The following is a 12,342-nucleotide window of genomic DNA, read 5'->3' as shown; positions in this document are numbered from 1 at the left end:
TCTACACTATCCTCTTCGTCGGCAGCGTCAGATGTGTATAAGAGACAGTTAAAATACTGTCCTAGTTCCAGCATAAATCTCAACGACCAAGTGTATCATAAAGCCAACCTGTATGTATTTACAGTTAAAAATATGCACAGCTTCTAAATTATTGACTTACCCTGTCAAAAGTATACTTTTTAGGACATGAAAAAAATCCTCATCATCGTCCCCGACGGCGGCATTTTATTCGAGTCTACCGGTATTGCCGACATCCTCATGCAGGCCAATCGGTTGCACGCAGAAGGCTTGGATCACCCGCGTTATCATATTGATATCGCGACAACGCAAACGCATCAGGTGATCCACGGCCGGTCCGGATTGAATCTGCTGGCCGATCACCGTCTTCATGAGCTGGACCCTCGAGAGCCACGCGATACCATTCTTATTACCGGTCATGGTCAAAATGCTCAGGAAGGCACCGCCGTCGCCGACTGGGTCCGTCTTGCCGCTCCTCATGCGCGTCGCGTCGTCTCTATCTGTAGCGGAGCCATGCTGTTGGCTGAAGCCGGCTTGCTGGATGGGCGGCGAGCGACGACGCACTGGAAATTACTCGATACTTTGCAATCGACGTTCCCTGAAATTAAGGTCGAAGGCGGCCCGCTGTATATTCAGGATGGACCTGTTTGGACGTCAGGCGGAGTCAGTTCCGGCTTTGACCTCACGCTGGCGCTGGTCGAAGAGGATTACGGTTTCAGCCTGGCTCGCGATATCGCGCAGGATTTTGTGATGTACCTTAGCCGGCCAGGCGGTCAGTTACAGTTTAGTCGCTACATTCTCCCCCCCTCTCTCGCGTCAGGACCGATGAGCGAACTACAGACGTGGATACTGGAAAACATCGCGGCGGACCTCTGTGTGGAAAAACTTGCGGAAAAAGCCGCGATGAGCCCGCGTAATTTTACCCGCGTGTTTACCCGTGATATCGGCGCCTCCCCTGCCCGTTATGTCGCTGAAGCACGCCTTGCGGCCGCACGGCAACAGCTGGAGCAAACGCGCGATACATTAGACAAAATCGCGCAGCAAACCGGATTTGGCAGCAGCATTAATCTTCGTCGTAGTTTTGAAAAACAGCTGCACCTGACGCCCGGAGAGTACCGCGAACGCTTTCACTGCCGGAATATGGCGTAAAATGATCCTTATTTGTCATTTACGCCAAACCCCTCACGACCTAGAGTGACTCCAGACACAAATACTAAGGAGTTCATCATGGTTAAGGTCGGTATTAATGGTTTCGGTAGAATCGGACGCAACGTGTTACGTGCGGCACTGAACAATCCTAATATCCAGATTGTAGCAATCAACGATCTGACCGACAGCAAAACGCTGGCTCATTTATTGAAGTACGACTCGCTGCTGGGCACGCTGCCCGTCACCGTCGAAGCGGACGAGAAACAGTTGCTGGTCGATGGTCAGCCCATTGTCGTATTTAGTGAGCGCGATCCGGCTCGCATTCCCTGGCGTGATGTGGACGTCGATATCGTGATTGAAGCAACCGGCTTCTTCACCGAACGCGATAAAGCTGCTGTGCATATTGAAAGCGGCGGCGCCAAACGCGTCATCATCTCCGCGCCGGGAAAAAATGACGATTTAACCGTGGTGATGGGCGTTAACGATACGCTGTACGACCCGCAAAAACACTATGTGGTCAGCAACGGCAGCTGCACCACCAACGGGCTGGCGCCTGCCGCTCAGGTTCTTCACCAGCGTTTTGGCATCAAACACGGGTTGATGAACACCACGCATGCTTATACCAATAGTCAGGTATTACACGATCAACCGGAAAAAGATCTACGGGGTGCGCGGGCCGCGGCGCTGTCGATTGTGCCTTACTCCAGCGGTGCCGCTAAAGCGCTGGGCAAGGTAATCCCCGAGCTGGATGGACGATTGACCGGCTACTCGCTGAGAGTACCTGTCCCGGTGGTGTCGATCGTCGATCTCACCGTGACGCTGGAACGGGATGTGACCGCGGAGGACGTGAATAATGCATTCCGCGAAGCGGCGGCTTCCGGCCCGTTGCAGGGCATCCTGGGGTATAGCGACGAACCGTTGGTTTCCAGTGATTATCAGGGCGACCCGCGTTCATCCATTATTGATGGGCTCTCGACTCTGGCGATTGGCGGCAACATGGTCAAAATTCTTGCCTGGTATGACAACGAGTGGGGATTTTCAAATCGGCTTGTCGATCTGGCGCTTATGATGGCTGAGCAAGAAGCTTTATAACCTCAAAAAACGAACACCCGGTCAAACCGGGTGTTCGTTTCAATGCATTGGTGACGGGTTCTTGAAAGTCTCAGCTAGTAAGTGAACACCGATGTACTCACTCAGACTCCGAATTTCGCCCCGCAGACCCCAAATTACCTCAGTTTAATGCTGCTTACTCGGGCTTGAAGACGCCATCCATTGGTTCAAAGCGTTCGGCGGCAGCGGTTTCGAGAACAAATAGCCCTGTACTACCGGGCAATCCAGCGCAATCAGCAATCGGCGCTGTTCTTCCGTTTCCACCCCTTCAGCCACCACCATCAAATCCAGACTACGTCCGATACCAATGACGGCATGCACCACCGAACGCAGCCGGTTTTGCTTTCCGCACTGGTCGATGAAACTGCGATCGATTTTGACTTCCGTGACCGGAAGGTTGGCGAGGCTGGACAGGCTGGAAAAACCGGTACCAAAGTCATCCACTGACAGTCCCACGCCCAACGCACGTATGCGGTTAAGAATATCCAGCGTTTCATCTGTCAGCGACATCATCAGGCTCTCTGTGATCTCGATGGTCAGGTTCGACCCCGCGAGCCCGTAGGTTTGCAGCTGGCGAGACACATACGCTGGAAGATCCGGATGATTGAAGTTATACGAAGAGAGGTTCACCGACACCACCGGTACACGAATGCCTTCCGCCCGCCACGCGGCCATCTGCCGGCACGCCTCTTCCAACGCCCAGCGACCGATGCTGTCAATCTCGCCGATATCCTCAGCCAGACGGATAAACCGATCGGGCGGCACATCGCCGAATTCGGGGTGATGCCAGCGGGCCAACGCCTCGACGCCAAACAGTTTTCCGCTGCGCGTACATACCTGAGGCTGATAGTGCAGATGCAGTTGCCGATGCGCCACGGCAGACTTGAGCGCGGCGCCGAGCAACAATCGCTCGCGGGCCAGTACGTTCATTTCAGCGCTGAAAAATCGGAAGACGTTGCCGCCAGACTTTTTGGCCTTGTACATGGCATTCATGGCATTCGTCAGCAGCACTTCTCGCGTGGTGCCGCCTTCGGGATACTGGCTGATACCGAGACTGGCCGACAAGCTCAGTCTATGACCGCTGATTTTGATCGGATCTCTTACAATGCTGAGCACCTGACTTGCCAGCGCCGATGCCCGCGTAACGTCAAAATTCGGCATGACGATGACGAACTGGTCGGTCTCAGTGCGGCTGATGAACTCGTCCGAACGGATCCACGACTGCAATCGGTTCGCCATCGCCACCAGCACTTGATCGCCCGCCGCATGGCCAAACATATCGTTGATATCTTTGAAATGGTCCAGATCCAGATTGAAAAAGCCAATCTTCTGGCTGGATGAGGCGAGCAAATCGTCCACATGGCAATGCATGTAGCTGCGATTCGGTAAGCCGGTAAGCGCATCAAATCTGACGACGCGAGCCATCTGCTGACGGTTTTCTTCCCGCTCTATCGCCAAGGTACACAGGTGAATACTCGCGTCGGCGATATGTTCAAGGAAGGTATTGGGTTTTGTACCTTGCCGAAAATAGAAAGCGAAAGTCCCGAGCACCCGGCCGTCACGCTGCTTGATAGGATAGGTCCAGCAGGCGCGCAGGCCATGCGGCAACATTTTATGTTTATAGGGCGCCCACAGGGGATCGGTTTCGATGTCATCCACCATCACCTGTTCGCCTCTGAACGCGGCCGTACCGCAACCCGCGACGCCCTCGCCTATCGCGACGCCCTCCCAGTCAGGCCCGTAAGAGTCGTGAAAACTGGGCGCGGCCCAGGGACGCAATTTGTTGTCTTCCACCCGACAGACGGACACCAGCACATCGGGCACAATCGTTTCGATGCGGCGGCATAGGAAATTACCGAGTTCATTGAACGATAAACTGCTGGTCAACGCCTCCAGCGCATCGCGCTCCAAATCCTGAATCAGACGTTCCTCAGTGACATCCGATAACACGACCACATAGTTTTTAATAAGCTCGTTGTTTCGCTCGTCAACAATAGGATTGACGGAGAAGCGCACCCAAACGTCTCGGCCGTCTTTGGTCAGCGTCAGGATGTCGCCGTGCACGCCCAGCCAGTCCTGGGTTTTCGTGCGCAGTTTGTCCAGTAACGTTTCATCTGTGCGTGGGCTTGCCAGCAGTTCGCTGGGCCCTTTTCCGATGGACTCTTCGGCCGTATAGCCAAACAAGGAGGTGAATGCCCGGTTGATTTGAACGATCCGTCGAGACGCGTCCAACACGCAAACGACGCGATCAGTGTTGTTGATCGCCAGCAACAGCAGTCGGGTTTCTTCCCGACGGGCGACCTCGTCCGTGACATCACGCGCGATCGCCATGAAATGAATGCGCCCATCAACATCGACTTTAGACAGGAAGAACTTCGCCCATAGCTGTTGTCCATCCCGTTTTTCCATGAGGATATCGCGGCTCATCGCTTCCGCTCGAGGTGCATTTCCCTGGCGGTTTCTGCGAATGTAGCGGGTATGCACCTCCCGCATGGCCTTGGGCAACAGCGGGCGCATGTGTTGTCCAAGCACGTCGTCGCGAGAGTATCCCCACAGTCTTTCTGCGGCCGCATTAAAAAACAGGACGCGGTCGCACTCATCAATCAGGACGACGGCTAACATCGTCTGCTCCAAAGCTGGTAGCAATATGTGATAGTAATCAGCGACCGGACCTTCCATCTTCATTGATATATCCTCCATGCAGACGGGTTATCCGTTCCTTTTGCGATAAGTCCATCTGCAGCAATCTCTATTTTTAAGCAGCCCTAGGCACCAGGTTAACTGCATGGGTACACGAATGGATATTTGCGCCGCCGTTATGGCCGGTCACCGACAGTGCTTATGTCAGGGGTCTTCATCAGGAAAACCAGAAATGACGGGAAACATAAACTCTGGCCTGGGGTTTTTGTCTTATCGGCACGGCGAAGTAAACATTGAACATTTGCTCAAGCCAATCACAGGCACAGATAAGAAAACGTTTACACAATATGGCGGCCCATTTCACCCCCTTCGCGCTTTCTCCACACGCTCAATTGCAGTCGTCCAGTATGCCATCGAAGCACAACATTTCTGTGGTGATAATTAGATGAATTTAACTTATCCATTAACATGTTATTCACGTATGGGAGCAGTTAAAAAACAGCCCCAACCCTCCGTGTGAACGGCCAATACAATAGCTCACCGAGCGCGCTGGGGATACGCGCAAAATTCTGAATAAGCACTATCCTTTTTAAAGAAATCATAAGATTAATTAACAGGACAGATGCTCATGCAGGATCATGCAACTTCAATTACGTTTAGCGTAAACGCCCAGGACCTCATCGACACCCTCACCCGCATCGTCGGCAAATCCCATATCCTCACCGACGCGCGCAAAACCGAACGCTATCGAAAGGGATTCCGCTCCGGCCAAGGGGATGCGCTGGCGGTCGTCTTTCCCGGCTCGCTGCTGGAACAATGGAAAGTCTTTAAAGCCAGCGTAGAAGCCGATCGTATTGTCATAATGCAGGCGGCCAATACCGGTCTGACCGAGGGTTCAACCCCCAGCGGCGATGGCTACGACCGTGAAATCGTTATCATCAGCACACTGAGGCTCGATAAGGTGCAGCTGTTGGATCAGGGACGGCAAGTCGTCGCGCTGCCCGGCAGTACCCTTTGGCATCTGGAGCGCGTGCTGAAGCCATTAGGGCGCGAGCCGCACTCGGTCATCGGTTCTTCGTGTATCGGCGCGTCAGTCATCGGGGGGATCTGCAATAACTCCGGCGGTTCGCTGGTGCATCGCGGTCCGGCTTACACCGAGATGGCGCTGTACGGCCGCGTAAACGATCAGGGCAAGGTAGAGCTGGTCAATCATCTGGGCATTAATTTGGGAGAGACGCCGGAGCAAATTCTGATTCGTCTGGAACAACGACAATACACCGAGGCGGACGTGGTCAACGATGAGCGACAGGCGTCCGACCACGAATACGCCGACCGCGTCCGCGATGTGGATGCGGATACCCCTTCCCGATTCAACGCCGACGAACGCCGTCTGTTCGAGGCCGCAGGCTGCGCCGGTAAACTGGCCATCTTTGCCGTGCGACTAGATACGTTCCCGGCACAAGAATCTCAACAGGTGTTCTATATCGGTACCAATCAGCCGGAGGTGCTGACCGAGCTGCGTCGCCATATTCTGGCGCAGTTTACTCATCTGCCTGTGGCCGGAGAGTATCTGCACCGGGATATGTTCAACATGGCTGAGGTCTATGGCAAAGACACCTTCGTGATGATCGACAAGCTGGGCACCGACAAAATGCCCCTGTTCTTCAACCTCAAAGGCCGAATGGACGCCATTTTCGATAAAATTCCGTTCCTGCCGTCGCATTTGGTGGATCGCACCATGCAGCTGCTGAGCCGTTTGCTGCCCTCCCAGCTACCTGAGCGGATGCGGGCCTATCGCGACCGCTATGAGCATCACCTGATGTTAAAAATGGCGGGAGATGGCATTGAAGAGGCGCATCGCTGGTTGGAAAACTATTTCCGCGAGGCGGACGGCGAGTTTTTTGCTTGTACGCCTGAGGAAGGCAACAAAGCGTTCTTACATCGGTTCGCCGCGGCCGGAGCCGCTATTCGCTATCACGCCGTGCATAGCCGCGAGGTGGAGAATATCCTGCCGCTGGATATCGCCCTGCGCCGTAACGACCGGGAGTGGTTTGAGCATCTGCCGCCGGAAATCAGCGATCAGCTGGTGCATCGCCTCTATTACGGACACTTCATGTGCCACGTGTTCCATCAGGATTACATCGTGAAAAAAGGCGTCGATACCCACAAGCTGAAGGAGAAAATGCTGGAACTGCTGGATAAACGTGGCGCCGAATACCCTGCTGAGCACAATGTCGGCCATCTTTATCAGGCCAAACCGCAGCTGAAGGCGTTCTATCAGCAGAACGATCCGACCAACACGCTCAATCCCGGCATCGGGAAGACCAGCAAGCTGAAAAACTGGGGCTGTGGCTGTAACGACAGTTCACACCACTAACGCTGCCGTCTCATCTCTGGGGCTTCGACACCTCCCCGCGAAGCCCCGTTATCCCGCCGTCATGTTAACCGCCATCGAGTGACGCCCCTGTTGTTAGTTGGCTTCGACGACGTCGCGCTCTTCATCGTCCTGATCGTCCAGCTCCAGCACGCTGTAAGCTACCGAACAGAACAGCGAGTTCAGACGCTTCATATCCCCTAACAGCCCCAAATGCAGTGAACTAGTTTCCAGACTCTGCACATTCTTCTGGCGCAAACGCTCGACGTGCGCATGAGCAAAACGGCGATCCATAATACGGAAGCGATGCTTGGAGCGACGCAGACGTTTCGCGCTGGCGATGTCGTTGTTGAAGAACACGGTCTGGCTCAGGCGCAGGTTATCGAGGAGTCGGGAATAGAGCGCGTCCAGCTCCTCTTGCCCCTCGGCGGAGAACGCCCGGCGCGATGCCTGCGCCTTGGCGCGAATATCCCCGGCCATTTTTTCCAGAATATCGCCCGCCTGCTCCAGATTCATGGTGACCTCGATAACCTCGGCCCATCGGCGAGAGTCGCTTTCACCGAGATCCTCTTTCGCCATCCTCGCCAGATAGAGCTTGATACCGGTATAGAGCACGTCCACATCGTCATCCAACCGACGTATGGTTTTCTCCTGCAAATAGTTGCCGTGCATCATCTCGTGGGTGAGGATCAGCATGTTTTCCACAATGTCCCCCATCCGCAGCGTCTCCCGAGCGGCGTTGGCCAGCGCCAGCGCCGGGGTATCCAATACGCTGAGATCCAGATGTCGCGGACGCAGCCGCGGATCCTCCTCCTGATTATCGCGCAGCAGCACCTGACACCATTCCGCCATTCGTCCGGTCATCGGCAACATGAGCAGGCAACGCAGCAGGTTGTAGACCACGTGGAAGTAGATGACCAAATTCTCTGTGCTGACGGGCAGCTTTTCCATCTCCACCGCCAGCATCTCGACAAACGGCAGCACCACGACGCAACCCACCAGTTTGAACAGCAGGCTCCCCAGAGCGACCCGGCGACCATCAATGCTTTGTTTACTGGCATTGATCATCGCCAGCATTCCGCTGCCCAAATTGGCCCCGACCACCAGACACAGTGCGACCTTCAGCGAGATCACGCTGGTCGCCGTCAGCGTCGCAGTCAGCAAGACGGCCGCCAGGCTGGAATAGCTGACGATGGCGAACAACGCGCCAATCAGGGCATCCAGCAAGATGTCGCCCGTTAGTGAAGAAAAGAGCACTTTGACCCCGGCCGCCTGCGTTATCGGCGTTGCGGCATTCACAATCAGCTCCAGCGCCAGCAGGATCAGTCCGAGGCCGATCAAGACACGCCCCATCTGTCCGACGCGGGCCTGTTTACGACTGAGGAACAGCGAGACGCCGCTGAATATCAGCAGCGGAGAGAGCCATGAGAGGTCGAAGGTCAGAATTCGCACCATCAGGGCGGTCCCGACGTCCGCGCCCAGCATAATCACCAGACCGGGGGCCAAGGCAATCAGGCCCTGCGAGACAAACGACGTGACCAGCAACATGGTGGCGTTGCTGCTTTGCACCAACGCCGTGACCACAATTCCCGCCATAAAAGCCAGCGGTTTGTGGCTGACGTTCTTGCTGAGCATACGACGCAGTCCTGCGCCATACACTCGCATGATCCCGGTGCGGACAATATGCGTCCCCCACACCAGCAGCGACACGGCGGACAACAAATGCAGCAATATCAACAAAACAGAGAGCTCCTTAACATTCAGCGATCAACCGTTCCCTATCGCCAGTGATGTAGCCAAAATACGTCATATGCCAGAAAAACGAACAACCGATTTCCCCGTTTGGTCACCGTCCTCTCGTTGGTGAAGAATACCGGGGGCAGCGTGCTGTCAATCGTGACGAATCAGGTCAGGCTATCAACCTTAAAACGTCCTTCTGATGAAGCCACGGGTTTTATTTAGGCTTGGTGAGACTCTCTGTCCGCTCAAGGTAACGTCAGGCCACCTCCTGTACGGTCGCCAGATCGAGAAGTAACCCCACCTGAGCGCCCTCACCGTAAGCCTGTTCCATCGTGCGGTTGAGTGTATCCACCTGCAGTTCGATTCCCTGCACCCTGACCCGATAGCGGATCACATTGCCGAGCAGGCTGTGATCGACGATAGTCGCGGGCACCCCCTGAGGCGGGTTGACCAGCGCGATCGACTCAGGGCGAATCGCCACCTGCTGCGTAAACATCTGCCCCGTGAGTTGCGAAGCCTGTTCCGCGCTTAACAGATTGTAGTTGCCAATGAAGCCGGCGGCGAATGCATTAACTGGCTGAGTATACAATCGCGCCGCGTTACCATTTTGCACAATTTCGCCTTTATTCATCAGGACGATGCGATCGGACAACGTCAAAGCCTCTTCCTGATCGTGCGTCACAAACAGCGCGGTGAGCTTCAGCTCACGCTGGATGGCGCGGATCTGATCTCGCAGATGGCGGCGAATACGCGCATCCAGCGCGGAAAGCGGTTCGTCCAGTAATAGCAGCCGCGGACGCGTCACCAGCGATCGCGCCAGCGCCACTCGCTGGCACTGACCACCCGAAAGCTGATGCGGATAGCGCCGGGCGAACGTCTCGAGTTCCACCAGCGCCAGAACCTCTGCCACTCGTCGATGCACCTCATCACTCGACAATTTTTGCATCTTCAACCCGAACGCGACGTTACCCTCTACCGTCATATTGGGGAACAGCGCGTAACTCTGGAAGACCATGCCAATTCCTCGCTTCTGAGGTGAGAGCGGCACGATATTCTGCCCCTGAAGCAGGATTTGTCCGCTGTCTACCGGCGTCAGACCGGCAATGCAGCGCAGCAACGTGGATTTGCCGCAGCCACTCGGGCCCAGCAGCGTCACGAATTCGCCCTCTTCGGCCATGAAGTCGATCTGGTTGAAAACGGAGGTCGACCCGAAACTTTTATTCAGTTGCGACACTTGCAGATAGGCCATGTTTATTCCTTGTCTTTATTCAGCAAATTCGCCAGCCACGTCACCACCAGCACGACGAAGAAATAAGAGATCACCAGCGCGCTGGTGAAGTGTCCGCTGCCGTTACGCATATTGAACAGGTAGACCTGCAGGGTCTCGTAACGACTCCCCACCAGAAGATTGGCGAACACGAACTCGCCGATCAGGAAGGAGAAAGACAACAGGACGGCAATAAACGCGCCTTTGCGCAGATTGGGCAGCACCACCCACCATGCTGCCTGCCAGGTACTCGCCCCCAACAGGTGAGCGGCATCAATCAGCTCGCGCAGGTTAATCGCCTGTAGGTTGTTCGTGATCGCGCGATAGATAAACGGCAGCGCGATGGTGAAATAGCAGCCGATGAGGATCCACGGTGTGCCGGTCAGCATCAGCGGCTCCGATGAGTACAGTTGCAGCAGCCCCACGGAAGAAACGATGGGCGGTACGGCAAAGGGCAGCAAAATCAAGACGTTCATCACCGCATCCAGTCGAGGAAACTGATAGGCGATGACGAACATCGCCGGCAGAATCAACGCCAGCGACAGCAGCAACGAAGCGCCGCAGATCAATAACGAGTGCCACAGCGCCGTCAGAAAACGCGGGTCCATCCATAAACTTTTCATCCACTTCAGCGTAAAACCCTCTGGCAGGATGGTGGCGCCCCACTGGGTGGCGAAGGCATAAACCAGCGTTGCCGCCAGCGGCAGCACCAGAACAAACAGCAGCGTACCCACCACGAAACGGTGGTAGACGCGTTCAGAGCGAGACATAACCGTTCTCCACGATGCGTTAACGTTTCACGTTCAGGTAGCTATGACGAATCAGCCACTGATGAAGCGCCGTAATTAGCGTCATCAACACCACCAGCAGCATGGCCAGCGCACTCCCAAGATTGGGATCCAGCGAGATATCCCCTGCGACCAGCGCCGCGATACGAACGGGCACGATATTGAAGTTCCCGTTGGTCAGCGCATATACGGTGGCATACGCGCCCAGCGCATTCGCGAGCAGGATCACTAAGGTGCCGACCAGCGCTGGCATCAAGATAGGCAGTCCGATATATCGCCAGTAGCGATAACGTCCGGCGCCGAGCAGCGCCGCAGACTCCCGCCATTCCGCTTTCAGACCGTCGAACGCGGGATACAGCAGGAGAACGCCAAGCGGGATCTGAAAATAGGTGTAGAGGATAATCAGCCCGGAGCGGGAATAGAGGTTGAACGTCTCCATGAAACCCAGCTGTTTCAGCAACAGCGTCAGACAGCCGTTCAGCCCGAGCAGAATCACAAAAGCGAACGCCAGCGGTACGCCGGCAAAATTGCTGGTCATGTTGGTAAAAGCCATCACGCCGCGATGCAGTCTACCGTCGCGGAGCTGACTTAGGGAGTAACTCCCGATGAGCGCGATCAATAAACCGTAGAGACTGGAGTAAAGCGAGATATCCAGAGAAAATCGAATCGCCTGGAGATAAAACGGTGATGTCAGAATGTCCCGATAGTTATCCCAGCCCCAGCTGGCGTTGATGTCACTATAGAAGCTGTTGACGGCAATCCAACCGAGCGGCACCAGCTGAAAGGCGATGAAAAACACGGCAAACGGTATTAAACAGACAATCGCCAACCCTTTTTTCTTCATCGGCTCGCGCCCTCCGCGTCAGCGAGCAGCGCCGAACAGCACGATTTATCATGCGTAACCCCCAGAACCTCGCAGATCGTCCCGCACAGATCCGTCTGACGCAGCGACGCATCTCCCAGGGAAAATGCATCGCCGAAGACAAACAGCGGGACCTCCCTTTCCTCCGGCAGCACACCGCCGTGGCTGCGGTCATCGTTCATACCGTGGTCTGCGGTCACCACCACCTGATAGCCTGCCGACAGCCAATCCGCCAACCGCAGCGAGAGATAACCATCGACCCTTCTGGCGTGATTCCGATACTGCGGCGACGACAGGCCGTACCGGTGGCCCGCATTATCAATGTTCATCGGATGCACCAGGAGGCTGTCTCTTATACACATCTGACGCTGCCGACGAAGAGGATAGTGTAGAT

Annotated in this window: 8 protein-coding genes; 3 read left to right on the top strand and 5 right to left on the bottom strand. The window is 55.4% G+C overall.

Annotated features, from left to right (window positions below; genetic code table 11):
- Nucleotides 1–186 precede the first annotated feature (186 nt).
- The gene (locus Q7O77_RS08140; RefSeq protein WP_304165571.1) at nucleotides 187–1,167 is read left to right on the top strand and encodes a GlxA family transcriptional regulator; all 981 of its coding nucleotides are present in this window, start codon (nucleotides 187–189) and stop codon (nucleotides 1,165–1,167) included.
- A 78-nt stretch (nucleotides 1,168–1,245) separates the two neighbouring features.
- Nucleotides 1,246–2,259: a type I glyceraldehyde-3-phosphate dehydrogenase gene (gene gap, locus Q7O77_RS08135; protein WP_304165568.1), complete on the top strand. Its 1,014-nt coding sequence runs from the start codon at nucleotides 1,246–1,248 to the stop codon at nucleotides 2,257–2,259.
- Nucleotides 2,260–2,403: 144 nt separating this feature from the next.
- Here the strand turns inward: gap and dosP are convergent, their stop codons facing one another.
- Nucleotides 2,404–4,962 carry an oxygen-sensing cyclic-di-GMP phosphodiesterase DosP gene (gene dosP, locus Q7O77_RS08130; protein ID WP_304165564.1) on the bottom strand — a complete coding sequence of 853 codons (2,559 nt, stop codon included), beginning with the start codon at nucleotides 4,960–4,962 and terminating at the stop codon, nucleotides 2,404–2,406.
- A 583-nt stretch (nucleotides 4,963–5,545) separates the two neighbouring features.
- Between dosP and dld the strand changes: the two genes are divergently transcribed.
- A complete protein-coding gene (dld, locus tag Q7O77_RS08125; protein WP_304165561.1) occupies nucleotides 5,546–7,294 on the top strand; it encodes a D-lactate dehydrogenase in 1,749 nt (582 codons plus the stop codon).
- A 93-nt stretch (nucleotides 7,295–7,387) separates the two neighbouring features.
- Here dld and Q7O77_RS08120 read toward each other — a convergent pair whose 3' ends face one another.
- From Q7O77_RS08120 to Q7O77_RS08105, 4 genes are all read right to left on the bottom strand, one after another.
- Entirely contained in the window at nucleotides 7,388–9,031 is a 1,644-nt protein-coding gene (locus tag Q7O77_RS08120) for a Na/Pi cotransporter family protein (RefSeq protein WP_304165558.1), read from the bottom strand.
- A 256-nt stretch (nucleotides 9,032–9,287) separates the two neighbouring features.
- On the bottom strand, nucleotides 9,288–10,280 hold the full coding sequence (locus Q7O77_RS08115; protein WP_304165556.1) for an ABC transporter ATP-binding protein: 993 nt from the start codon (nucleotides 10,278–10,280) through the stop codon (nucleotides 9,288–9,290).
- A 2-nt stretch (nucleotides 10,281–10,282) separates the two neighbouring features.
- Nucleotides 10,283–11,068 (bottom strand): ABC transporter permease, encoded by a 786-nt coding sequence (locus Q7O77_RS08110; RefSeq protein WP_304165554.1) that lies wholly within the window; start codon nucleotides 11,066–11,068, stop codon nucleotides 10,283–10,285.
- Nucleotides 11,069–11,087: 19 nt separating this feature from the next.
- Nucleotides 11,088–11,930, bottom strand: coding sequence for an ABC transporter permease subunit (locus Q7O77_RS08105; RefSeq protein WP_304165551.1), 843 nt, complete (start codon nucleotides 11,928–11,930; stop codon nucleotides 11,088–11,090).
- Nucleotides 11,931–12,342: the final 412 nt, after the last annotated feature.

Origin of the sequence: Lonsdalea britannica, from assembly GCF_946477055.1 — a bacterium.
In the GTDB taxonomy this organism is placed as follows: domain Bacteria; phylum Pseudomonadota; class Gammaproteobacteria; order Enterobacterales; family Enterobacteriaceae; genus Lonsdalea; species Lonsdalea britannica_A.
Note: the sequence above shows the minus strand (reverse complement) of the source record. Positions and strands in the feature narration are given on the sequence as shown.